Annotated in this window: 18 protein-coding genes; 2 read left to right on the top strand and 16 right to left on the bottom strand. The window is 42.6% G+C overall.

All coding sequences use genetic code 11. The features are described 5' to 3' along the window. Positions 1–3: 3 nt before the first annotated feature. From ACO03U_RS02000 to trxB, 4 genes are all read right to left on the bottom strand, one after another. Positions 4–1,293 (bottom strand): homoserine dehydrogenase, encoded by a 1,290-nt coding sequence (locus tag ACO03U_RS02000; RefSeq protein WP_204685089.1) that lies wholly within the window; start codon positions 1,291–1,293, stop codon positions 4–6. Positions 1,294–1,413: 120 nt separating this feature from the next. Beyond that, positions 1,414–1,704: an ArsR/SmtB family transcription factor gene (locus ACO03U_RS01995; RefSeq protein WP_161868402.1), complete on the bottom strand. Its 291-nt coding sequence runs from the start codon at positions 1,702–1,704 to the stop codon at positions 1,414–1,416. An 81-nt stretch (positions 1,705–1,785) separates the two neighbouring features. Next, positions 1,786–3,513, bottom strand: a complete 1,728-nt coding sequence (locus tag ACO03U_RS01990) for a phospho-sugar mutase (protein ID WP_204685088.1) — start codon at positions 3,511–3,513, stop codon at positions 1,786–1,788. Positions 3,514–3,714: 201 nt separating this feature from the next. Further along, positions 3,715–4,647, bottom strand: coding sequence for a thioredoxin-disulfide reductase (trxB, locus tag ACO03U_RS01985; protein ID WP_204685087.1), 933 nt, complete (start codon positions 4,645–4,647; stop codon positions 3,715–3,717). Positions 4,648–4,871: 224 nt separating this feature from the next. On the opposite strand from trxB, the gene ACO03U_RS01980 reads away from it, so the two are divergent. Further along, positions 4,872–6,266 (top strand): MATE family efflux transporter, encoded by a 1,395-nt coding sequence (locus ACO03U_RS01980; RefSeq protein ID WP_204685086.1) that lies wholly within the window; start codon positions 4,872–4,874, stop codon positions 6,264–6,266. Positions 6,267–6,600: 334 nt separating this feature from the next. On the opposite strand, the gene ACO03U_RS01975 is transcribed toward ACO03U_RS01980, so the two are convergent. From ACO03U_RS01975 to ACO03U_RS01930, 10 genes are all read right to left on the bottom strand, one after another. Next, entirely contained in the window at positions 6,601–8,094 is a 1,494-nt protein-coding gene (locus tag ACO03U_RS01975; protein WP_204685085.1) for a response regulator, read from the bottom strand. Next, positions 8,087–9,805 carry a sensor histidine kinase gene (locus tag ACO03U_RS01970; RefSeq protein ID WP_423104383.1) on the bottom strand — a complete coding sequence of 573 codons (1,719 nt, stop codon included), beginning with the start codon at positions 9,803–9,805 and terminating at the stop codon, positions 8,087–8,089. Before ACO03U_RS01970 ends, ACO03U_RS01975 begins: the two co-directional genes overlap by 8 nt. 16 nt (positions 9,806–9,821) lie before the next feature. After that, complete coding sequence (locus ACO03U_RS01965) at positions 9,822–10,427, bottom strand: YesL family protein (protein WP_204685081.1); 606 nt, start codon at positions 10,425–10,427, stop codon at positions 9,822–9,824. A 105-nt stretch (positions 10,428–10,532) separates the two neighbouring features. Then, positions 10,533–11,999, bottom strand: coding sequence for an ABC transporter substrate-binding protein (locus tag ACO03U_RS01960; RefSeq protein ID WP_161868396.1), 1,467 nt, complete (start codon positions 11,997–11,999; stop codon positions 10,533–10,535). A 128-nt stretch (positions 12,000–12,127) separates the two neighbouring features. After that, positions 12,128–13,051: a carbohydrate ABC transporter permease gene (locus ACO03U_RS01955; protein ID WP_161868395.1), complete on the bottom strand. Its 924-nt coding sequence runs from the start codon at positions 13,049–13,051 to the stop codon at positions 12,128–12,130. A 13-nt stretch (positions 13,052–13,064) separates the two neighbouring features. Next, a complete protein-coding gene (locus ACO03U_RS01950; protein WP_202625800.1) occupies positions 13,065–13,946 on the bottom strand; it encodes an ABC transporter permease in 882 nt (293 codons plus the stop codon). 302 nt (positions 13,947–14,248) lie between these two features. Beyond that, positions 14,249–15,712: a glycoside hydrolase family 1 protein gene (locus tag ACO03U_RS01945; protein WP_204685077.1), complete on the bottom strand. Its 1,464-nt coding sequence runs from the start codon at positions 15,710–15,712 to the stop codon at positions 14,249–14,251. 70 nt (positions 15,713–15,782) lie between these two features. Beyond that, complete coding sequence (locus ACO03U_RS01940; RefSeq protein WP_204685076.1) at positions 15,783–17,216, bottom strand: 6-phospho-beta-glucosidase; 1,434 nt, start codon at positions 17,214–17,216, stop codon at positions 15,783–15,785. A gap of 57 nt (positions 17,217–17,273) precedes the next feature. After that, on the bottom strand, positions 17,274–18,104 hold the full coding sequence (locus tag ACO03U_RS01935) for a Cof-type HAD-IIB family hydrolase (protein WP_204685073.1): 831 nt from the start codon (positions 18,102–18,104) through the stop codon (positions 17,274–17,276). A gap of 9 nt (positions 18,105–18,113) precedes the next feature. Further along, complete coding sequence (locus tag ACO03U_RS01930; RefSeq protein WP_161868390.1) at positions 18,114–19,502, bottom strand: 6-phospho-beta-glucosidase; 1,389 nt, start codon at positions 19,500–19,502, stop codon at positions 18,114–18,116. Between the two features lie 326 nt (positions 19,503–19,828). Here ACO03U_RS01930 and ACO03U_RS01925 point away from each other — a divergent pair, with 326 nt between their 5' ends. Beyond that, a complete protein-coding gene (locus ACO03U_RS01925; RefSeq protein ID WP_204685071.1) occupies positions 19,829–20,746 on the top strand; it encodes a MurR/RpiR family transcriptional regulator in 918 nt (305 codons plus the stop codon). Between the two features lie 378 nt (positions 20,747–21,124). Here the strand turns inward: ACO03U_RS01925 and ACO03U_RS01920 are convergent, their stop codons facing one another. Both ACO03U_RS01920 and licT read right to left on the bottom strand, forming a co-directional pair. Then, positions 21,125–23,023 (bottom strand): beta-glucoside-specific PTS transporter subunit IIABC, encoded by a 1,899-nt coding sequence (locus ACO03U_RS01920; protein WP_204685069.1) that lies wholly within the window; start codon positions 23,021–23,023, stop codon positions 21,125–21,127. Between the two features lie 92 nt (positions 23,024–23,115). Further along, complete coding sequence (gene licT / locus ACO03U_RS01915) at positions 23,116–23,958, bottom strand: BglG family transcription antiterminator LicT (RefSeq protein ID WP_161868387.1); 843 nt, start codon at positions 23,956–23,958, stop codon at positions 23,116–23,118. Between the last annotated feature and the right edge of the window lie 334 nt (positions 23,959–24,292).

Genomic DNA, 24,292 nt, shown 5'->3' with positions numbered 1-24,292 from the left:
AGTTTACTCCTCCATTACTTTCATGATTTGAGTGATCTTAGTATCCTCGATTTTTTCCACGGCGGACACGAATTGATGTCTTTGAACTTCACTGCAAGGCTCCGTCATCACCACGATGCGGCGTTTACCAGCAGTGGTTATTTGGTTTTCCAATTCACGATATGCGATAGCGAATCCTGTGGCTGCCTCTTTGATTTCCTGCCAAATCTGAGGATCGTCAGTGAGTTCCATAGCCACAAAATAGGCACTGAAGACATCTTTAGGATCAGCGAAGATTTTTTCGCTGCGGTAGTCAACAAACTGGGGTGCTGGTTTATTGTCCCCTTGATTCTCGGCAATTACCGCTAAATCTGTCACTACGCTTGTCGCAGTAGGCAAGGAGCCTGCTCCGGGACCAAAATACATGGATTGACCAATACCAGTACTACGAATAAAAACACCATTGAACTCATTGCGAATCGAAGCCAGCGGATGATGGACAGGCACAAGAGCTGGCGCTACCTCAGCAAAGACGCCAGTACCAACTTTTTTTGTCATCCCGATCAGTTTGACTTCATAGCCTTGGGTTTTGGCCAACTCAATATCTTCAATCCCAATGCCTCGAATCCCGCGTACTACAAAATCGTCAATGGCAATATCTGTACCGTAAGCAAAACGTGTCAAAATCACTGTCTTATAAGCCGCATCAATCCCATCTACATCATTGGTGGGATCAGACTCGGCAAAACCCAGTTCTTGGGCTTTAGCTAAGGCATCTTCATAAGACATCCCTTGTTCAACCATCTGTGTCAACATATAGTTGGTGGTCCCGTTGATAATGCCTAAGACTTCGGTGATTTCATCTGCGATAAAAGAATTGGCCAAGGTCCGTAAAATCGGAATCCCACCAGCCACACTCGCTTCATAATAGAGGGAAACATGATTTTTCACCGCCGTTTGTACCAATTCGGTCCCATGTTGTGCCAGTAGGTCTTTATTGGCTGTCACCACGTGTTTGCCTGTGGTTAAAGCAGCCAAGACAAACTCTTTCGCTGGATGGATTTTCCCCATGACTTCCACCATGACATCGATACTGGCATCTTCAGTAATGTCTTTGATGTCATAGACCAATTGCAAGCTGTGCTGCTTTGCAAAGTCTACTTTGTCTTCACCAGGACGAATTAATGCTTTGGTAATGACCAACTCTACGCCGGTTTTTTCTTTGATCTTTTGGCCTTCTTTGGCCAAGATCTCCACGACCCCGGTACCGACGACGCCGAGACCCAAGATGCCAATCTGCAATCGTTTCTCCATACGTTCCCCACCAATTCCCTTAATATTGTTAGAATTCTCCACTTTATTGTTACTAGCATACCAAAAATGACCGCAAAAAAAAAGAACTTTCCGAAAAATTGGAAAGTTCTTACATTGATACTAGCGATGATGGATATGCTCAAAGGTTTGCTCTAAGATATCAATCACATGGTCGTCATCAAAGCTGTATAAAATCGTTTTGCCTTCGCGACGAGATTTCACCACATGGTTTTCCCGCAAAAGCTTCAGTTGATGGGATACCGCCGACTGTTCCATCTTCACCCCTTGGGCAATGGCAGTCACATTGCGCTCCCCTTCTTGCAAGGACAGGAGAATTTTCAGTCGCGTCGGGTCTGCCAACACTTTAAAAAGCTGACTGACTTTTTCAATTTCTGAGGCCGTCTGTGGCATCTGCTCCGCTCCTTTCCTGTCAATTTTTAAAGAGACTTGGTAAGGAGAAACTCATCCTTACCAAGCATTTGCTTTACTGGCTTAATCCCCAGTTACTTCATTAATCGCTTGTTCCAACTCGGCTACCCGAGCATCGGCAGCCGCTTGATCCGTTCCTTTGACGCCGATATAGAACTTGATTTTTGGTTCGGTACCAGAAGGACGCACAGCAACCCAACTTTCGTCTTCCATCACATATTTTAACACATCTGATGGTGGCGTCGTCAATTTTTGAATGTTGCCATCTAAGCCCACACGTGTCAATTGTTTGAAGTCTTCCGTCTGCATGATTTTCACCCCACCCAAAGTAGATGGTGCTTCATTGCGGAATTTGTCCATGATGGCTTTGATTTTAGCTGGACCTTCCAAGCCGCTCAATGTCACAGAGATGGTTTTTTCGGTATAGTAACCGTATGTTTCAAAGATTTCTTGCAAAGCATCATACAAGGTCTTGCCTTGTTTCTTATAGTAAGCGGCAACTTCAGCCAGCATCACCAAAGCTTGGATAGCATCTTTGTCCCGAACAAAAGGTTTCACCAAGTAGCCGTAGCTTTCTTCAAACCCAAACATAAAGGTATGACTGTGGTCTTCCTCAAATTGTTGGATTTTTTCAGCAATAAATTTGAAACCAGTCAATACGTTAAACATCGTGACATCATAAGATTGCGCGATGGCAGTAGGCAGTTCACTGGAAACGATGGATTTCAATACCGCTGCGTTTTCCGGCAACGTCCCTGCTTGCTTATGAGCTTCCAAGATGTATCGTACTAAGATGGCACCGATTTGGTTCCCAGATAAGACTTGGTAGCTACCATCTGGCAAACGCACAGCTGCTCCTAGACGATCGGCATCTGGATCAGTAGCAATCAATAAATCCGCATCTTCAGCTTCACCGAGGCGAATGGCATATTCAAAAGCCGAATGCTCTTCTGGGTTAGGAGATTTGACAGTGCTGAAATTCGGATCTGCCACTGCTTGTTCAGGTACCAGCATGAATTTCTCAAAACCAGCTTGCTTCAAGGCTTTTTCACCTAACATTTTCCCGGTACCATGAAGTGGGGTGTAGATCAATTTCAATTCTTTCCCCATCTCATCGATCAATTCTTGGTTGATCGTAACTGTCTTAACATTTTTCAAATAAGGGGTATCGACATCTTCACCAATAATTGAAATTAAGCCACTAGTTTTGACTTCTTCATCTGACAACACTTGAATTTCCAGAGGATTGTCGATTGCCCGCACATAAGTCGTCAACGCATCCGCATCGGCTGGTGGCATTTGGCCTCCATCTTGACCATAGATTTTATAGCCATTGTAGGCCGCTGGATTGTGAGAAGCGGTAATCATAATCCCTGTAAAGGTTTTTAAATAACGAACAGCAAATGAAAGTTCCGGTGTCGGCCGCAGACTTTCAAACACATAAGAAGGAATATCGTGTTTGGCCAACGTTTTGGCAGCTTCCATGGCAAATTCTGGTGACATGTGCCGTGAATCATAGGCAATGGCTACCCCACGACGGCGGGTGTCAGCATCTTGTTCATCCATAAAGCGTGCCAAACCTTCTGTTGCTTGGCGGACGGTATAGATGTTCATCCGGTTGATTCCCGGGCCTAAAATTCCTCGCATTCCGGCTGTACCAAATTCAAGGGGTGCATAAAAGGCATCTTCCAATTTTTCTGGATCATCCCCTAGATCAGCCAATTGTTTTTTTAGATTTTCTTCCAAATCGGCATTGTTTTTCCATTGTTCATAGACTTGTTCCCAAGACATGAAATAACACCTCTTTCACTTTTAATTAGATTTCTCTTTTAGTATAACACTACCTTTTGACACCGCCAACAAACAACCACAAAAAAAGCGAGTAGACGCCGGTAATTTTGGCGAACTACTCGTTTTTGATAATTGAGCTAAGATAACTTTCTGTTTGCGCAAAAAATCAGTTGTTACCAAAACCACCACAGAACACTTTGCCTATTCCCCTTGTGGCACGACTTTTTGCTCTTCTAAATATTGGAAAACTTGTTGGCCGGCAATGCCACCCTCACCAACAGCAGTTGTAATCTGACGCAAGGTTTTCTCACGACCATCTCCAATTGCAAAAATACCTGGAATAGTCGTTCGCATTTGATCATCCGTTAGAATCCAACCGGCTTCATTGGTGATTCCCAAGGCTTTCACCGGTTCAGACAACGGTTCTAAGCCAACATAGATAAATAACCCATTGCAGTCTTCGATATGGGTTTCACCGGTTTTGACGTTTTTGATTTTCGCGCCAGTCACCACCATCTCGTTTCCTTGGATTTCTTCCACTACAGAATCCCACATAAAGGTGATTTTATCATTGGCAAAAGCCCGGTCTTGAATGACTTTTTGAGCCCGCAAAGCATCCCGACGATGAACAATCATGACTTCAGAGGCAAATTGGGTCAAATAGATGGCTTCTTCCACTGCGGAATCGCCACCACCGATGACAAGTAATTTCTTATTACGGAAAAAGGCGCCATCACACACTGCGCAGTAGCTCACTCCACGGCCGGCAAAACTTTCTTCCCCAGGCACACCCAGTTTACGATGGACACAGCCAGTAGCAACAATCACACTTTTTCCTTGGTACGTCTTGTCTTCAGTTACCACTTCTTTGTAGGTGTCATGATCGACCACTTTTTGGACGATACCATATTCATTTTTGGCACCAAAACGTGTTGCCCCTTCATACATTTTCATAGATAGTTCCGGCCCCATGATGGTATCAAAGCCAGGATAATTTTCAATCTCCGCGGTATTGTTCATTTGTCCCCCGGGAGCCCCCCGTTCAATCAATAGCACAGATAAATTGGACCGTGACGCATACAAGGCTGCTGTCATCCCAGCTGGGCCGGCACCAATTACGATTACATCATACATTCTTTTTCCTCCTGTATCAGGCGAGTGGTAGCTCACCACTTATCAATAGTAAGTCAATCCTAGTTGATTCTGGTCTTTCTGTCGAATACTATGCTCTGCTATGTTACTTTTTGATAACAATTTTTAAAAGACGTTGCTTTTTTCTGATAATTTTGTAAAATCATTGAGGCACAAGCGTTGGATTCAACGATACTTATTATAGTAGAAAGAAGGCGTACATACAATTGTCCCAGAAAAAAATCCTGAATATCTCTGATCGTGAACTGTTATTTTTGAGCTGGCCCATCTTTATTGAACTCTTTTTGCGGGTGGTGATTGGCAATATCAATGTCTGGATGATCGGTCATTATTCCGAGCCTGCGGTAGCTGCAGTAGGTGCAGCCAATCAATTGCTCAACCTGACCGTATTTATCTATGGTTTTATCACCGTGGGCACCCAAATCATCATCGCCCAGTTAATCGGAGCCAAGCGCATAGCAGAAATCAAGACGGTAATTAACACTGCCTTACTTGGTTCAGTGGTCATCGGTGTCCTCATCAGCCTGGCCTTTATCTTTTTTGCCGATCCCTTGCTCCACTTTATGAACTTAGACCAAGAATTGATTGAAATCGGTCGTAATTATTTGCAAATTTATGGTGGGAGTCTCTTTATTTCTTCGCTAACCGCTGTGGTAATCGCAGTGATGCGTAGTCACGGCTTCACCCAACCCGCTTTGTTAGTCCCGATGACTGCGAGTATTTTAGCGGTGATTGGTAATTACGTTGCACTGTACAGTCCTTTTGGCTTGCCAAACTTTGGCGTGACTGGCTTGGCAGCTTCTAGCGTCTTTGGGAACACCATCGGCTTATTGATTGCCGTCATTTTATTGAAGAAATACATCGGCTTTTCTATTTTTGATTTTCGCCCAAAACAAGTATCAAAAGACTATATCAAAAAAATCCTCACCTATGGCATGCCTTCTTCGGGGGAATCCCTTTCCTATCAGGGTGCGCAAATCGTCGTCACCATGATTGTCGCATCATTAGGCTCAAGTGTCTTAGTGGCTAAATCTTACATCACTGCGATTAGCCAATTTGTCTACCTTGTCGCTAATGCCCTTGGGCAAGGAAACCAGATTATGATTGGTCGCAATGTCGGTGCTGGTGAATTTGAAAAGGCCCACAAACGCGGCATCCGGACCATGATCATTGGCGTTTTTGCCTCGTTAATTATCTGTATCCTGACCTTCATTTTTATTGAACCCATCATGGGAATTTTTACGACGAATCAAGAAGTTATCGACATTTCCCGAGGTGTCTTCTTAGTGGAAATTGTGTTGGAAACCGTGCGGGCAGTCAATATTATTTTAGTCGGCTCATTGAACGCTTCTGGCGATGTAAAATTTCCTTTACTGTGTAGCTTGCTGGTACTGTGGGTCATCAGCCTACCTTTTTCCTACGCCATGGCCATCCCAGCTCATTTAGGATTGATAGGTGTTTGGATTGCTTACGCCATTGATGAAGGCTTACGAAGCATTCTGATGATCTATCGCTGGCACTCAGGCGTCTGGCGCAGCAAAGCAGTGGTCAATGCACCAACCCCAGAGTTTCCAGAAACTCAAGGGGAAGCTCTCCATTAACCCTTCTAGACAGAGGACATCTTTCAGATTTCAGCTTAGCAAATTACTTGCCATTTCAAAAAATGTTATCCTGTTTTTCGTGGCATCAAAATGACGGTATAATATGCCACTTAATTTCCAAACCATCAGCCTTTCGGGAGCTGAAGTTTTATAAGTTCTTTCTCTACAATTGAAAAGAAGCAGGTCTTCCAATCTTTTGGAAGACCTGCTTCTTTTGCTTGTGTCTTACCTATCGTGATGTTCGGGTAGAAAGACTAAACTGAGGCTTTTGTCACAGCCCCTTAATTCATGAGCGTTGAAGGAGTTGTGACAACAGCCTTTCTAATTATTCCAGTTACTCTCCTTCTGCTAAAGCTTGGTATCCTGAATCATATTGATCACGAAATTCTTTAGGAGTGATCCCATTGAGTTTTTTAAACATTTTCGAGAAGTAATTGGTATTGTTGTAGCCAATTTTTTCAGCGATTTCACTAATGGGTAGTGGTGAATGCAACAATAATTGTTGGGCTTTTTTGATTCGAATTTGATTCAAATACTGAGAAAAACTCTTTTTGGTTTCTTTTTTAAAAAGTTGACCGAGGTAGACCACATTCAAGTGTAATTGTTCGGCAATCGTCTTTAAGTTTAGCTCTTCGCGATAATCTTCCTCCACCAAGGCGATGACTTGACTGACCGCCTCCGAATAGACCGCCGGATGATCACTGTGACGGACGTTAGCCAGCACTTCTACTAAGAGTGCTTGAATCTGATCGATGGTCTGGCTTTTACGAATCGCAGCTACCGTCTCATCGTAGCTTTCCTGGGTAGCATTCGGAAACTGACGAGATAGATCGGCAAACAGCAAAAAAGCGACATAGCGGACATATTCCGGTGGATAGTGATAGTCGTTTAGCTGTTTAAAAATTTCTCCCAAGCGTTCTTTGACGGTACGTTCATCCCCGATCATCAAAGCCTTGTTGAAAGACAAGAAAGAGAGTTCCTCCTCCCGTTGCGGAACCGGTGTTTTATGATTGATTTTTTCCGGTAAAAGATCCGGATAAAAATCAGCCAAGCGTTGCATCTGCCACACCCGTTCATAGCTTTCATAGAGATTCTCCCATTCCGGTACGGTCTCTCCTACTAAGAAACGCAACTGTTGGCCATATTGTCGTTCAATTTCATGCAGGGTAACATATAATCGCTGCCGTGAGCCCATGACGATCCACAGCAGTTGAGCGGATTGATGAATCCAGCTAGTCACGACTAGCTGCTGCCCCTGAGCTTGAAGCCCGCTAGCAACTTGTTGCAGCGCATTGGTGGAACCTTCAAATAAAACCGCTGTGTAAGGTGACTGTTGTTGGAGTTTAAAGTGTTGGAGCATCGCCTCAAACTCGGCTTCATTGAGCTCATCATTGACCCAACGGATAACATTGGTTTCCAAGTACAATTGTTGTTGGCGATCCAATTGTCCCTCTTCTTCCAACAGTTTTTTGATCTGATTGACACTTTTGGCTAATTCATTTTTATCCACTGGTTTCAACAAATAATTTTTAACCCCTAAATCGATGCCCCGTTTAACGTACTCAAATTCTTGATACCCAGATAAAATCAGGCTAAAGAAATGCTGGCCTTCATTTTGGGCCGTTTCAATTAATTGGATACCGCTAATTTCTGGCATATTAATGTCGGTAATCAATAGATCAATTGCTTGCTCTTCCAAAAAGGCTAACGCTTCTTTTGCATTGCGGGCTGTTTTGACAATTTCAAAGCCCAGTTCTTGCCAAGGTAGAATTTGTTTCAACCCTTCCAAAATCATGTATTCATCATCAACTAGCATAACCTTATACATGCATCAAACCCCCTTCGTCTTTCACCTTAATCTGAATGGTTGTGCCTTCCCCTAACGTTGAATCAATCGTTAGCTCATATTGCTCACCGAAAAAGCTCTTCAAACGTTCGTGAACATTACGCAACCCGATAGAAGTACTCATTTCAACATCGACTGCCGCCAGTTTATTGCGCACTTGCGCCAAGCGAGTCGGCGTCATCCCTTTGCCGTTGTCTCGTATCAAGATGACCAACTCACCATTTGTCACGCTGGTTTTCACACTGATGGCATTGTCATTGCGGGTATAGTCGATACCGTGAACAAAATAGTTCTCAATCAAAGGTTGAATGGTAAACTTGGGAATTTCCACTTGCTGCGTTCCTTCTGCCAACTCAAAATGGTAAGCAATCTGATCTGGATAACGCATTTGATAGAGATAGACGTATTTTTCACAAAATGAGAGTTCTTTTTCAATCGTCGTGGTTTTTTCTTGAGTCGTATTGTTACGCAACAAAGCAGAAAAAGCATAGACCACGTCTGCCAATTCTTCTTGTTGGCGACTAAGAGCATACATCCGAATATACTCCAAAGTATTGTAAAGAAAATGGGGATTGATTTGCGACTGCAAAGCCCGCATGTTGGCATCTCGTTGCTTCACTTCAAGGGTATAGATATCTTCTATATAGTGATCCATACTTTCAATCATAAAGTTAATGGCTTCTGCCAAAACATTTAGTTCATCTTGTACTTGGGTAGCGTCAATGCGGTCCTTTAAATTCCCTTGCGAAACATTTTCGGTGACAGCAACAATTTTTCCCACCTGTTGAGAATAGCGTTTGAAAGTTCGCCGCAATGTTAATAATAAAAGCAACGCCAATAAGGTCCCAATTAGAACAATCACTAAACAAGTTCCTAAGGTCCGTCTCCAAAAATGTTGCTTACTGGTGAGTAATAAGATCCGATTTTGACTAATTGTCACCTGTTGGGAAACAAAATAGTCTTGTGCCACAAAACTTGGCAAGCTTTTTTGGTCTTTCACTGCTTCTTCAACGGCTAGTAACTCTTTTTTGCTTAATTTTCCTTGACGGGAATAAATCGGATCATCATTGTTATCAAAAACCAAGGTGGTCATTTCCAAATCTTTGGCATCCTGGGCCAGATCATCTAGAACCCCGCTCTCGGAGAAAACCGCCCAGATCATACCGATCGATTTTCCTGAGTAGTAGTCTTGAATACTCCGCTTCAAAACCAAGCCATCATCTTCCATCTTTAACTCACTGATCTTTCGACCATTGGGATGGGTGCGATCAGCTCGTAAAGTATCCTCCACATCCGCCATTTGAATATATAAGGTTTCCAAATCAGGATACGTTCCAAACATCGTAGCCAAGGTCGAAACAAAATTGATATCCGTTCGGTAAGTAGCATAGGAATCGATGGTGTACTGGAGATAATCCGACAAAGGCAACACTAAATAATTGCGCATATTTTCAACTTTTGAATTATTACCAGCTAAATCGGAATAAATGTTTAGCATAGCATCATTTTTATTCACCGCATAGCTCCGTACCTGACTCTCAACTGCGGTAGTTTGAGTGTCCAGTTGCTTTTTACTGGAATATGTGGTGTAAACGCATAAAGAGGCCACTGTCAACAGGATAATTCCGGTTAACAGAAGCCCATAAATAAACATCAATTGATTAATCAAGTAGCCTTTTTTGAACAATTTCATCCCTTTTTGGAACATGCTAAACCAACTTCCCCTCAACTAAATGCCGAATGTTTTTGGTGGCGTATCCGCTCCAGACCAAAAATAAACTGAAGGTGGCGAAAAGTAAGAGTCCTTTGAAAAACCAAGTCACCACCAAGATACTGATCACTCCAAAAAGAACTTTTAAAAACGTCCCGAAGTTCAAAAAAACACTGATAAAAGCCAACTTCAATAAATTACCAATCGAAATGTCGTAAGTGGTTTCATACTGTACCGCATATAAGTATACAACGAGTAACAAGAGAATGGCAAAAAACAAAACAAAAGATAAGATAAACCATAATAACCCCTTGATCTGACTGGCCAAAAATAAATTATAAGCCACGATTCCCAGCAAGGCAGCAAAAATCCAAAAAATACCATTGCTCCGTTTGAAATTGGCTTTAAAGCGTTCCGCCATTTTACCAAAAGTGATATTTTGATAATCCATCCCGGAGGTCAATAGCACATCATTGGCACTTTGAAAAGCTGGCCCCATCCCTAATACGATCCCACCAGCTAAAGTGAAGACTAAGATATATAAATTAAGTTTAATAATTGCCCAGAGGATATAAAAAAGACGTTGAATACCAGTACTTTCCATGAGTGTGCTCCTTTGTTTGCTTTTTCTTAGATTACTAGACCTAAGCATTATGTAAATTCCAAAGCAGTCGGTAGTGCTACCGGCTGCTTTGGCTAAAGATACTAATTATTTGTTTTCTTTGACGAAGGCGTCCAATTGACTTTGCATTTCTGTCATGACTTCTTTGATTCCTGCTTTTTCAAGTTCGTTATTCAATTCGTCAATGTTCTTTTCTGGGTCAACTGTCCCAGTATTCAAACTTGCAGCATAACGATTCATGACATTGATTACGTTAGTCATTTGTGTTTTCACTTTATCAGTGACAAATTGGAAACCAAGAATTGGTGAAACTTTTGCATTTTCGATACTTTCATCCCGTTCTTTGATCTGTTCATCAGTGATCGATTCTTGAGTATACAAGATCATGTTGTTCCCAGTGTTCCAAGCGGCCATATGGGTATTTGGTTGGTAACCATCTAACAATTTCAATTTGTCGTCACCGACTTTTTCCCATTGTTCCCCTTCAACCCCGTAAACCAAACCATTCAACAATTCAGCATCCGTGTTAAGCAAGTTCAAGAATTCTACAGCTTTTTCTTTGTTCTTAGAAGCGTTACCCACCACAAAGTTTGCCATTTGAGCTTGGCTAGTGGATTCCAATTGTTCTGTCAATGGACGAGAAACCAATGGACGGCCAGCAGCGTTAGTCAAAATCGTATCACCGTAGTCAACTGGTCCTTGGGTTTCTTCCCGCATGAACCAAGTGTCTTTATCCAGTGGATAGTCGGTGGTGCTAGTCGCAGCATCTGAAGGAATCAAGCCTTCTTTGTACCAACCATGCAAGGTTTTCAAGATATCTTGGAATTCAGGATCTTCATAACGATTGATAATTTTTGGATTTTTTTCATCATCCAATTTGACTGCAAATGGATAATCTTTTCCTAATGGGTAATCCGCATTGTAGGATGCTTTGAAGCTTTGGCCGATGGCAAAAGCCGCGATATTTGGTTCTTTTTCGTGGAATTGACGCAAGACTTCGGTTGCAGATTCATAAGAACCGTCTACTTTGGAAATATCTAAATCGTATTTTTCAACAAAACTTTGGTTGAAAGTTAACATTTGTTGCGCCCAAGCATTACCATAGACTGGGATCGCATAGAGTTTGCCATCGATTTTGTTCCCTTTGACATACATTTCTGGCAATTGATCCATATAATCTTTCGCATATTTTTCAGACAACTCAGTCAAGTCAGCGAAAGCACCTTTTTGTGCATTGGGTACATATTGGAAGGCAAAGGAAACATCATAGGCTTCACCAGATGCAATCACGGCAGACATTTTCTTGTCCCAGTCGCCCCAACCAACGTATTGAATGTCCACTGTCGCATTGATTTTTTCTTTAATTCGTTTGTTGGCGATTTCCATCAGTTTATCATAGTTTTCAGGTTTGTCCCCAACTTGGTACATCTTCAACGACACGGTACCTTTGTCACCAGAATCTTTCCCCTTGTCAGAAGAACTTCCGCAGGCTGCTAAGCCCAAGGTCATCCCACTGATGGCAGCAATTCCCAATACTTTTTTCCAAGCTTTCATTTCTATTCCTCCTATTTCTATTAGTTAAAACTGTCAGGTCCTTGATGCCGACTGATTTTTCAATTTCAACCAGCCTTCATCAAGTCCCTGGACAACTTTTGACTCCTACATGACAACTACACAACAGATTACTCTTTGACGCCGCCAATCGTCAAACCACCGACAAAATATTTTTGGAAGAATGGGTAAGTCAAGACAATCGGCAATGTAGCGATTACAGTGATCGCCATCCGAGCAGATTCACTCGGCAAAGCAGCTAAGCCACCTTGCAATTGGGCGCTCGCCCCAGCATTCTTCGACAAGTATTCCAAATTGTTCATAATGCGCATCAACAAGTATTGCAACGGAACCAGTTCATCTTTTTGGATGTACAACAACGCGTTGAACCAATCGTTCCAATAACCCAAAGCAGCAAATAAACTGATGGTAGCAATCCCTGGTACGGCTAGTGGCAAAACAATCTTCATAAAGATTTTCATTTCGCTGGCACCATCGATTCGCGCAGATTCGATGATACTATCAGGAATGGTCTTTTTAAAGAAGGTGCGCATGACTAAGATATTGAATGGCCCTAAGGCAAGAGGTAAAATCAACGCCAAAACAGTGTCTTGCATGTTCAAGAGATTGGTAACTACCAAGTAATTCGCTACCATCCCTGGGGTAAAGAGCATAGTAATCAAAGCAAAAACCGTAAAGAATTTCCGGTAAGGGAAGTTTGAACGCGAGATCGTATAAGCATACAAAGAAGTCATGGATGCATTGACGATTGTTCCCACTACGGTAATAAAGACCGTAATCCCAAATGATTGGAAAAGTTTTTGACTCATATCCCCTGCAAAGATAAAGCGATAAGCGGCCGTCGAAAATTCTTTCGGCCAAAAGGAGTAACCATTCACCGCTAAAGCATGTTCACTAGTCAGGGAAATGATGACTACGAAGAAAAAGGGTACCACACAGGAGATGGCAAAGACGGCAATCAAAATATTGAAGAGTAAGTTCGCTCCCGAACTGAAGGAACGGACTTGGACGTTATAGACTTGTTTCTTTTTCAAGTTTCCTTCCTCCTTAGAATAATGCTGAATCTGGTTCGATTTTGCGAACAATCATATTCGCGATAAGCAACAAGACGGCACCTACTGCAGATTGATACAACCCAGCAGCTGCGGTCATACCGATATCCCCAGTGGCTGTCAATCCGTTGTAAATGTAAGTGTCCAATACGGAAGTCACTTGGTACAACGCGCCAGAGTTTCGTGGAACCGTGTAGAACATCCCGAAGTCAGCTCGGAAAATCCCACCGATATTCATAATCAACAAGACAGTCATCATAGGAATGATTTGCGGAATGGTGACATTTTTGATTTGTTGCCATTTGCTGGCCCCATCCACCATCGCTGCTTCATAGTAAGTAGGATCAATCCCCATCACGGAAGCGTAGTAGATAATACTGTTGTAGCCTAACCCTTTCCAGACATTTAAGAAGACAAAGATAAATGGCCAAAACTTAGGATCAGCGTACCAGTTGATCTGTTCATGTCCACCAGCCGTCAACCATTGATTGACAATCCCTTTATCAGGGCTCAAAAAGGCATAAACAAAGGCACTAATGACTACCCAAGAAAGGAAATATGGTAATAAGGACATGGTATGGTAAACTTTCACCAATTTCTTATTCCGTAATTCACTCATGATAATCGCAAAGGAAATCGCGAAGAATAAGTTGAATGCCAAGAAGATGATGTTGTACACCAAAGTATTGCGGGTGATCAACCAAGCATCACTAGAAGAAAATAAGAACTTAAAGTTATCAAAACCCACCCATTTACTATTAATTAGTGCATCGATAAAGCCGTCTGGTGAATAATGAAAATCTTTAAATGCTACCACGTTTGCTAAAACGGGAATATAAAAGAAGAAAATAAACCAGACAAAGCCGGGGAGAGCCATCAAGATTAAGGCTTTATAGCGCCAAACATTTTCGAGAAAGCCACCCTTTTTTTTCTTTTTCACATTTTTCAGCTCCTTTCTGATTGTCGAGGAGTTTTTTGAAAGCCCTCTCACTCGATCCATAGTCAGTTTACCCGTTTTCTTTATGGGAAAGAAGAAACAAATTAAAGGTCTTCTTGAACAAATTAAAGAACTTTTTTTAGGTAATCTATGAAGAAATTGTGAAGACCACAAAAAAACGGTTTGACCGCATCCTAAGATGAAGCCAAACCGCCCCTGTATTTTACAAGGCATCATTATTGTTATTCCCCTAAGCTTTCGCCATTACTTTCAATCACTTTTTGATACCAGAAGAAAGATTGTTTCCGACTTCGAGCAAGGGTGCCTTGGCCTTCATCGTCTAGATCAACGTAGATAAAGCCATAACGTTTACTCATTTCACCAGTACCAGCGGAGACCAAATCAATACAACCCCAAGGCGTGTACCCCATCAAATCAACCCCGTCCAACTCCACCGCATCTTTCATCGCTTGGATGTGATCGCGGAAATATTGGATACGGTAGTCGTCGTTAATGGTGCCATCTGCTTCCACGACATCTTGGGCACCAAAACCATTTTCTACAATAAATAACGGGATATTGTAGCGATCATAAAGTTTACACAATGAGATTCGCAACCCCAATGGATCCACTGCCCAGCCCCAATCAGATTCTGTCAAATAGGGATTTTTAACCGCCGGCATTTGGTTTCCTCCGACATACTTCACTTTGTCCGGGTCAGCTGACGAAGCGGTGGACATATAATAACTAAAGCCGATATAATCCACCGTTCCTTGAGCGATTATTTCGTCATCTCCCTCTAGTTTTTCGATAACGATTCCTTCTCGTTCAAATTCCTTGATGCGGTGGGCTGGATAGTAGCCTTTCACCTGCACATCGATGAAAGATTCTTGATCGCGGTTAAACTGCAAAGCCGCAAAAACATCTTTGGGATCCGCGGTCATGGGATAGCTGGGAATGTAAGCGACCATCATGCCGATTTGGTTGTCTGGATCGATTTCATGGCCTTTCATAACTGCTTTGGCACTAGCCACAAATAGATGGTGCATGGCTTGCCAGCGTTTTGGTTTGCTGTTGTCGTGAATCCCGATTTGCGTCCAACTGCGCAGGAAGTTAATTTCATTGAAGGTCATCCAATAGCGGACTTTGCCTTTGTAGCGTTTGAAAATCGTCTCACAGAAAAAGACGAAGTAATCGACTACTTGGCGATCCAGCCAGCCATCTAACTCATCAGCCAAATGCATAGGAATATCAAAATGATTAATCGTCACCACCGGCTCAATCCCGTGTTTTTGGAGTTCATCAAAAATTCGGTCATAAAAAGCCAAGCCTTCTTCATTGATCGCAAAATCACCTTTTGGACAAATCCGGGCCCACGAAATCGACATCCGGAAGCATTTGAAGCCTATTTCCGCAAACAAGGCAATATCTTCTTGCCAATGATGATAAAAATCTGTCGCTACATGACTAGGGTAATACTGCTCCGGATCAACGTAGCCCACCGCTCCTGCTGGTAAACTCTGTTCCCGGGTCACCTGGTGTGTCTTACCATCCTTGGTTTTAAAACTAATCATCCGCGGGTGTTCTTTGCTACCACCGGTAATTGCATCCAAGGTACTCAAGCCTTTGCCACCAGAAAGATAGGCCCCTTCATATTGATTGGCGGCAGTTGCCCCGCCCCATAAAAAATCTTTTGGAAATGCCATCGCTCGTTTTCCTCCACTTCGTTGAAAAGAGGCAGCCGCTTTATCAGCCACTGCCCATTTCTGCTTAATTTTAGTCGTTACTCAAGTCTTCCCCATTTGAGGCAATCACTTGTTTGTACCAGTCAAAAGATTTTTTCTTGGTCCGAGCTAGTGTCCCATTGCCCTCATTGTCCCGATCCACATAGATAAAGCCATAGCGTTTTTTCATTTCGCCAGTCCCTGCTGAAACCAAATCGATACAACCCCAAGTGGTGTACCCCAACAAATCGACACCATCTTCTTCGACGGCGGCTTTCATGGCGGCAATATGAGCTGCCAAGTATTCAATCCGATAATCATCTGCTACATAGCCATTCTCATCCGGCGTATCTACTGCACCAAGGCCATTTTCCACGATGAACAGCGGTTTTTGGTAACGGTCATAAATATCATTCAAGGTAATTCGCAAACCTAATGGATCGATTTGCCAGCCCCATTCACTAGCTTCCAAGTAAGGATTTTTAACGGAAGCAAAAATATTACCCGCCGTTTGTTCCAACAACTCAGGATCTGTAGTAGATACTCGCGAAGAATAATAGGAGAAGGAAATGAAATCGACGGTATGAGCTTTTAACAGTTCCAAATCCCCAGGTTCCATCTTGATTTCGATACCATTTCGAGCCATCTCTTTTAAGGCATAAGCTGGATACTCACCGCGGGATTGCACATCGATAAAGAAGTAGTTTTCCCGGTCTGCTTGTCGTGAAGCCCAAACATCTTCCGGTTTACAGCTATAAGGATAGTACGCTCCCGCAGCTAGCATACAACCCACTTGATTTTCAGGATCGACTTCATGAGCAATTTTTGTTGCCAGCGCTGAAGCTAGCAACTCATGGTGAGCTGCTTGATACTTAACTTGCTCTTGATTATCTCCTTCTTCAAAGTACAGACCCGCTCCCATGAAAGGAGCATGTAAAATCATGTTGATTTCATTGAAGGTCAACCAATACTTAACCAAGCCTTTGTACCGGTTGAAAATTACCCGACAAAGGTTTTCATAAAAGCCCACCAACTCGCGGCTCCGCCATGCGCCGTATTTTTCAATCAGGTGCATAGGACAATCAAAATGGGTAATGGTTACTAAAGGTTCAATTCCATATTTTTTACATTCTTTGAAAATATCTTCATAAAACTGTAAGCCTTCTTCATTGGGTTCAGCTTCATCTCCTTTTGGAAAAATCCGTGACCAAGCAATGGATAGGCGGTAAGTTTTGAAGCCCATTTCCGCAAACATTGCGAGATCTTCCCGCCAACGATGATACATATCGATTGCGGTTTTTGCTGGGTAAAAATGCTCTTCATCAAAATCAAACATCTTCATTTTACCCGCGATAACTGGAAAACGATCCTTGCCAATCGGTACCACGTCGACATTGGCTAAGCCGCGGCCTCCTTGATCATAGCCTCCTTCACATTGATTAGCTGCGGTTGCCCCGCCCCATAAAAAGTCTTTCCGAAATCCCATTGATACTTTCCTCTTTTCTATTAAATTGATACCAGCTTATTCTAGTATTCGTTGTTATTAGATTAATCCAAAATGTTGAAATGCTGACCATAGTCCATGATCATCCACTGAAGCGGTGATATAATCCGCCATTTCTTTGATCTCTTCACCACCATTTCCCATAGCAACACCCGTTCCACAATGAGCGAGCATCGGGATGTCCACCTTGGCATCACCAAAGGCAAAGCTATCTGCCACCGGAATTTGTAAGTGAGTCAAGAGCTCTGCTACCGCCACGGCTTTATCAATATTCCCTAAAGCCAGGTCGCCAAACAAGGCTCGCTCACCGACACCGCCCCAAGTCCCTGCTTGCAGCTGGGGAAAAGCCTTTTTTGCATCCAAGAAATCTTGGTAATCTTCCAAGATAAAACTGATTTTATTGATATCATCCCGATACAAATCGGCATCAAAAATCAGATCTGGAAAGGCTTTGCGGACTGTCATATCCTCCCTGTTGCCCTTGCGTTGGGAATATTCTTGAATCGTAGGCTGGGCCCGCTCTTCAAAATTATGGCTAGCATACAGACCACTGTTGGCCTCCAAATAAAACTCCAAGCCCCGACTTTGTAACCAGTCGACGATTTTAGTCGTTTCGGCTAAGGACAAAGTCGCTTCTTTGAGGACTTCTCCTCCCACTTCGATGTAGCTGCCATTGCCACCAATATAGCCATCAAAACCGATAGCCACAATGGGTGGATACATTTCAGCTTTACTGCGACCAGTAACTGTATAGACGAGATTTCCTTTGGCTTGGGCTGCATGAATTGCTTCCACCGCTGAATCTGGTAGGTAGTTGTCATAGTTAACTAGTGTCCCGTCCACGTCGAGAAAGATTATTTTTTTAGTCATATCCGGTCCTCAGACTTTCACAGCATCCAAATTGCGAGCAATTTCGTCTTGTACTTGGATTCCTTCTTTTTCTAAACGTTGGATGGTCTCAGCAAAGTTCGGCAAGTACTTTTTATGAGCGATAAAGAGTTCATCCATCACGCGTTTGGCGGTGGCACCAGAAGTCACCAATGGATTCAAGGTAAAGGCTTGCAAAGCTGTCCCATAATCACCGGTCACCGCCGCTTCAATGGTCAACAATTCCATTGCTTTCATCACCTGTAACCAGCCCCGTTCGGCTACTGGTAATTCCCCGAAAGCGACGTTACGAGCTCCTTGACCACCGACATAAGCGGTCACTTCAACGACACAATCCGCCGGTAAATCTGGAACGGCCCCATTGTTTTTAGTTGAAACCACGATTTGCGTTTGCTTATTGGCATAAATCGAAGCAATCGTTTCACAAGCCGCATCGGAATAATAGGCTCCCCCCCGTTGTTGTAGCTGCTCTGGTTTATAGTTGAGTTCAGGATTTTTATACAGTTCAAATAATTCGTGTTCCGTTTGTTTCACTTGTTGGGCCCGGGTCCCCACTGTTTGATATTCTTCCAACGCATGATGAAGCATCTCTTCTTCTTGATAATAATAACGATGGTAGGCACAAGGAATCATCTTCATCTGTTCCAAGAGTTCCCGTTCAAAAGGAATATCATAAATATTTTTTGGTAAGCCGTTGTCCTCTTGGTACATTTTATCGATCAAATCCAAGGTGACATCATGGCCGTGAGCGTCTGCAACTTTATGCCAATGAAAATGGTTCAGTCCAGCAAACTTATAAATCAACTCATCCGTTTCTTTCCCAATTAGCCCTGGTTCCAACATGGTTGCCATCACCGGTACATTACACAAACCGATGACTTTATCCCATTTCCCGTAGCGCACGACCGCTTCGGTAACCATCCCACTCGGATTGGCAAAGTTGACTAGCCACGCATCTGGGCAAAGCTCTTTCATATCTTCAACAATATCCAAAATTACTGGCACGGTGCGGAAAGCTTTAAACATCCCACCAGCACCATTGGTTTCCTGCCCTAACATGCCGTAATATGCTGGGATTCGTTCATCTTTAATCCGTGCATCCAACAAGCCAACACGAAACTGTGTCGTTACAAAGTCTGCATCTTTCAACGCTTCTCGGCGATCCAATGTCAAATGGATTTTGACATCATAGTCGGTCGCATCCCACATGCGTTGAGCCATTTTCCCGACGATTTCCAGTTTTTCACGGCCTTCTTCAATGTCTACCAACCAAATTTCGCGGATAGGTAACTCATCATAACGTTTGATAAAACCTTCCATCAATTCTGGTGTATAGCTGGATCCGCCACCGATTGTTGCAATTTTTACGCCTGTTGTCATTTGTTATTCTCCTCACTTTTCCAATTAATTGATTAAACCGCGAACTCCTGTTTACATTTTCATTATCCGTTATGTAAATCTCATTTACTAGTTTTGACGAGTCATTCGCAATAGCATTTACAAAATAATTGGGAACCAGCCAAGATTTTGTAAAGATTTGTAAACTGCCGTCTAGCAACGACAAGTGCTATCAGAAGGAACGCTTTTTAGACTAGTAACCGCTTTCCATTAGAAAAAACATTCTAAATTCTTCACTAAAATATCTATTTAGCTAGCATAACATTTACAAATCAAATAAACTATTTGTAAATAAACGAGGTGATAAGATGCTACTCCGTGAAAAAATGCAAGGAACTGCCTTTTCCAGTGCCGAGCAACAATTGGTGGACTTTATTCTCCAAAACCCTGAAAAACTCCCCCATTTAACCGTTCAACAAATAGCACAAGCCAATTTTGTTCATCCCTCCACTTTAATTCGTGTGGCCAAAAAACTGGGCTTTAATGGTTGGGTCTCCTTAAAAGAAGCCTATCTCCAAGAAGTCCACTACTTAAATGATCATTTTCAAACCATCGATGCCAATCTACCCTTCACGGCATCAGATGGTATTACCACGATTGCTCAGAAGATGGCGGCTTTAGAAATCTCAACGATAGAAGATACCTTGGCTTTAGTCGATCACGATCACTTGAATCAAGCCAAGCAACTTTTACTCAGCTGTGCCCCCATCAAAATCTTTGGTAGCAATGCCAATCGCCTGATCTCACAAGATTTTGCCTTGAAGATGAATCGAATCAGTAAACAAGTCAGCCACTGTATCCCTGGTGAAGAAGCTTACGAAGCCAGTTGCCTTGCTACAACAGGCTGTGGCCTCTTGATTTCATATACTGGTGAAAACCAAGCTTTGTTGAAAATTGCTAAGATCCTGCAAGAACGGCAAATTCCGATTATTACGATTACTAGCATCGGCAATAATCATTTGAGCCAATTAGCTACTTGTCCGCTGCGCTTGACGACGCGAGAACGCTTGTATTCCAAAATTGGCAACTTCTCGATTAACAAGTCGATTTGTTACTTATTAGATTTGCTTTACGCCTGTGTTTTCGCAGAGAATTACACCCACAATCTCAATTCATTGATTGAAATCGGTGCCGCCGTCGATAAACGGCAAACCAGCCTAGCAATTATTGCTGAAAACACTGTCGAGACCAAATTGCAGTACCAAGATTCCTTTACCCCTAATTAAAGGCGAGTAAAGAAGAACCCAGCCCTGGGGTTTCCTATCTTGAGCCGACTTTGACTTTTTTGCAGGGGCTTACTGGACTATGCTTTTCCCCAATTGAATAGGTGCGCTGAATCAATGCCCACCTCAAAGCAATAAGAAAAGCTGGACGAACTTACTTTGCTCCCGAGAATTAAGGCGGAACCGCCCTATGATGTGCTTTACCATGAATCGGTTACGATTTAATTTTAGGAAGATGCTCGTCGGCCTTAGCAACTTTTGCTTAGTCCAACTGTCTGCAATAGCCAAACTAGTTCGTGAAGCCAGACATTTTTAGAATGCCTTAGTCTACAAGAAAAGAGGACAGCCGAGGTTGTCCTCTCTCTTGCCTAGGGTTTTCCTTTAAGCCAATGCAGTAATCAACTCATCACTGCCAGTTACTTTCGCTTTATCACTTTCAATGATATCCAAGTAGTCGCCGGCATTGGTAATGATAACTGGTGTTTCGACACTATAGCCAGCTGCTTCAATAGCTGCAATATCGAAGCTGACTAATTTTTGACCACGTTTGACACGATCCCCTTGTTTCACATGAGCAGTAAAATGTTCCCCATTCAGTTGAACCGTATCCAAGCCAATATGAATCAATAGTTCCAATCCATTATCAGAAATTAAACCGATGGCGTGTTTGGTTGGGAACAAGGTCATCACGGTGCCATCAAAAGGTGCAATCACTTCCCCTTTTTCTGGATGAATCACAACCCCTTTTCCTAAGACACCTTGGGCAAACGCTTCGTCTTTAGAAGTTGACAAAGGCATCATTGCCCCTGCAACCGGTGAAGTCACGATTTCTTTGCGGACTTGTCCAGCAGTGTCTGTCGTTTCAACTTCCACATAGTCATCTTTCCAGAAGAAGTAAGTCAAAGTGAAGCTGATTGCAGCAGCAACTAAAATCGCAATAATCGCAGTCCATGCATATTGCGCGTTGCCGTCTGGTGCGATGTAGCTTACGATCCCAAAGACGCCCAAGCCCCCCATTTGATAAGAGGTTGCACCGTTCATCATCATGATCATGCCACCGATAGCAGCCCCGATACAAGAGATGATAAATGGTTTTTTCTTCGGTAAAGATAATCCGTAAATCGCTGGTTCAGTTACCCCACAGATACCAGAAATAATCGCTGGAACTGCCAAGGTTTTGAGTTTTTTGTCTTTTAGTTTGAAGAACATTGCGACGATTACTGCTGTTTGTGCAAAGCTGGCTGCAAATGAACCTGCCAACACTTGTGAAAAGCCATTTTCGGTCATTTGCATGATCGCCATTGGCACCACCGCCCAGTGCAATCCGAAGATTACCAAGACTTGCCACAATGCACCTAGAACCAAACCATAAAGAGCTGGTGAGAAGGCCATCAAGTTATTGAAACCAAGGCTCAGTAAATCGGTTGCCCCAGAGATGATTGGACCAATGACTAAGAAACCAACTGGCAACGCAAGCAAGAGAACGAAGAATGGGACAAAGAAAGTTTGCACTAACTCAGGAATCACCCGTTTTGCCAATTTTTGAATTTGAGCCGCAAAAGCGACAATAAAGATAACTGGCATAACTGAGCTTGTGTAGTTACCAGCTACCCAAGGAATTCCCAAGAAGGTTTCATAGGCTGGTAAACCGAACAACGATTGCGCAGCACCATCTGGATAAGCGGCTGCTAATGTGCTCGCTTGAATACTCGGATAACAAAGAGCTGCCCCAATGACAATCCCCACCATCGTGTTCAAACCAAATTTACGTGCTGCCGTGTACCCAACAATCACCGGCATAAAGTAGAAAATCGCATCCCCGATAGCATTAAGCATCAAGTAGGTTCCGCCAGTTTGAGCATATTCAAACCAACCTGTTTGAGAAGCAATAAAGACTAAGAGGGCATTTAACCCTTTCACCATACCGGCTGCTGACAAGGCCCCCAAGAATGGTTGGAAACAGCCGCTTAAGATGTCGATAATTCGATTAAAGATACTGCCCCCAGAAGCTTCGCCGCCACTGTCTGCCGAAATCCCTGCCACATCGATAACATCTTCGTAAACCGCTGGCACATGGTTACCGATTACGACTTGGTATTGGCCACCAGATTTCATCACCGTTACCACACCGTCCATGTTTTTCAACACGTCATCATTGGCTTTTCCTTCATCTTTTAACTTGAAGCGTAACCGGGTAATACAATGGGTTAAGCTATTGATATTCTCCTTACCACCAACATTTGCTACAATTTTTTCTGCTAAATCACGATATTTTCCCACAATTTTCCCTCCTTATAGGTATGTAGAAATAAAAATAAATGCAAGCAACTTTTTTGTTTGGGTGAACCTCGCCCCTCCTTTAGTGAATGATTTTACTGATTTGCCTTCTGGACTAAACGAGCCAGATGGATTGTCAGATATAATTTTTCATCATTGCTCATCACATAATGATATTTTTCCGTGATGAACTGTTGAATCTTTAATACACCTTGATAAGCATTCCGATACTTCCGCTGAATGATCAGCAATAAGTCCTCATCTGTTTCATCTTGGTATTGTTTGCCACTCATAATACGTGAGGCAAAAAAACGGAGATGGGTGCGAAATCGATAAAAATACACCGACTCTTCATCAAATTGAATCTTGAAATAATAGCTGGCAATTTGAATAATTTCTTGCATCAACTCCGTCATTTCATAGACATCGTGGTGCTCGGTTTCTGTTTGGGCATTGACCAAATGCAAAGCGATAAACCCTGCTTCATCCTCTCCTAAGTCGATGCGATAACGCTGAGCAATCATGGCGACGGCTTTTTTGCCAATTGCATACTCATCAGGGAAGAAACGCTTAATATCCCACAATAATAAATTGCGCACCCGGATACCTTTTTTTACTCGTTGGATTGCCGTGTATAAATGGTCCGTGATGGAAATATAGATGGAATCATTGAGACTAGCTGCTAATTGCTTTTTGGCATCATCAATAATTTCCGTAGCTAGCTCCAGATACGTCACAGGCACGTCCATCAGCAACTCTTGAAAGCGTTGCGAAATCCCAGAATCTGAAAGATGGTAGCGTTTGTCGATTTTGCTTTCATCAATCCGATCACCATTGCGTTTTTGAAAGGCTAACCCCCGACCAGAGACAATAATTTCGTTATCTTTCTCATCTTTCGTCAAAACTACATTGTTATTTAGAATCTTGACGATTTCCATTTTACGGCCTTCCTTTCTAAATAATAAAACAATTATTATCATAAAGTTTTAATCTTAATTACATTTCCATGATAATAAACCTCATTTGGTTTGTCAACGCTTACAATGGATTTTTGTTGTTTTATTTTTTCAAAAATATGCAATAAACAAATAAAAAACCCAATGAATGCACACAAAAATGTGGCTTCATCAGGTTTAGCTTGTTTTCACAATCACTATCCAGAATAATCGGTCTATTTAATTCATGTCTATCTTAACAAAACAAGAAAACGCTGTCAATCACTATTTCTCTTTAAGTTCAAAAAACTTTTATTAAAGAAAAGACGATATTTTA

This window comes from Enterococcus diestrammenae (assembly GCF_049384045.1).
Lineage (GTDB): Bacteria > Bacillota > Bacilli > Lactobacillales > Enterococcaceae > Enterococcus_C > Enterococcus_C diestrammenae.
The sequence above is the reverse complement of the archived record's forward strand: the minus strand, read 5'-3'. Positions and strand labels throughout refer to the sequence as shown.

Coding starts and splice junctions, on each gene's coding strand:
- ACO03U_RS02000 (WP_204685089.1), bottom strand. CDS start 1,293: ATGGAGAAACGATTGCAGATTGGCATCTTGGGTCTCGGCGTCGTCGGT.
- ACO03U_RS01995 (WP_161868402.1), bottom strand. CDS start 1,704: ATGCCACAGACGGCCTCAGAAATTGAAAAAGTCAGTCAGCTTTTTAAA.
- ACO03U_RS01990 (WP_204685088.1), bottom strand. CDS start 3,513: ATGTCTTGGGAACAAGTCTATGAACAATGGAAAAACAATGCCGATTTG.
- trxB (WP_204685087.1), bottom strand. CDS start 4,647: ATGTATGATGTAATCGTAATTGGTGCCGGCCCAGCTGGGATGACAGCA.
- ACO03U_RS01975 (WP_204685085.1), bottom strand. CDS start 8,094: ATGTATAAGGTTATGCTAGTTGATGATGAATACATGATTTTGGAAGGG.
- ACO03U_RS01970 (WP_423104383.1), bottom strand. CDS start 9,805: ATGAAATTGTTCAAAAAAGGCTACTTGATTAATCAATTGATGTTTATT.
- ACO03U_RS01965 (WP_204685081.1), bottom strand. CDS start 10,427: ATGGAAAGTACTGGTATTCAACGTCTTTTTTATATCCTCTGGGCAATT.
- ACO03U_RS01960 (WP_161868396.1), bottom strand. CDS start 11,999: ATGAAAGCTTGGAAAAAAGTATTGGGAATTGCTGCCATCAGTGGGATG.
- ACO03U_RS01950 (WP_202625800.1), bottom strand. CDS start 13,946: ATGGCTCTCCCCGGCTTTGTCTGGTTTATTTTCTTCTTTTATATTCCC.
- ACO03U_RS01945 (WP_204685077.1), bottom strand. CDS start 15,712: ATGGCATTTCCAAAAGATTTTTTATGGGGCGGGGCAACTGCCGCCAAT.
- ACO03U_RS01940 (WP_204685076.1), bottom strand. CDS start 17,216: ATGGGATTTCGGAAAGACTTTTTATGGGGCGGGGCAACCGCAGCTAAT.
- ACO03U_RS01935 (WP_204685073.1), bottom strand. CDS start 18,104: ATGACTAAAAAAATAATCTTTCTCGACGTGGACGGGACACTAGTTAAC.
- ACO03U_RS01930 (WP_161868390.1), bottom strand. CDS start 19,502: ATGACAACAGGCGTAAAAATTGCAACAATCGGTGGCGGATCCAGCTAT.
- ACO03U_RS01925 (WP_204685071.1), top strand. CDS start 19,829: ATGCTACTCCGTGAAAAAATGCAAGGAACTGCCTTTTCCAGTGCCGAG.
- licT (WP_161868387.1), bottom strand. CDS start 23,958: ATGGAAATCGTCAAGATTCTAAATAACAATGTAGTTTTGACGAAAGAT.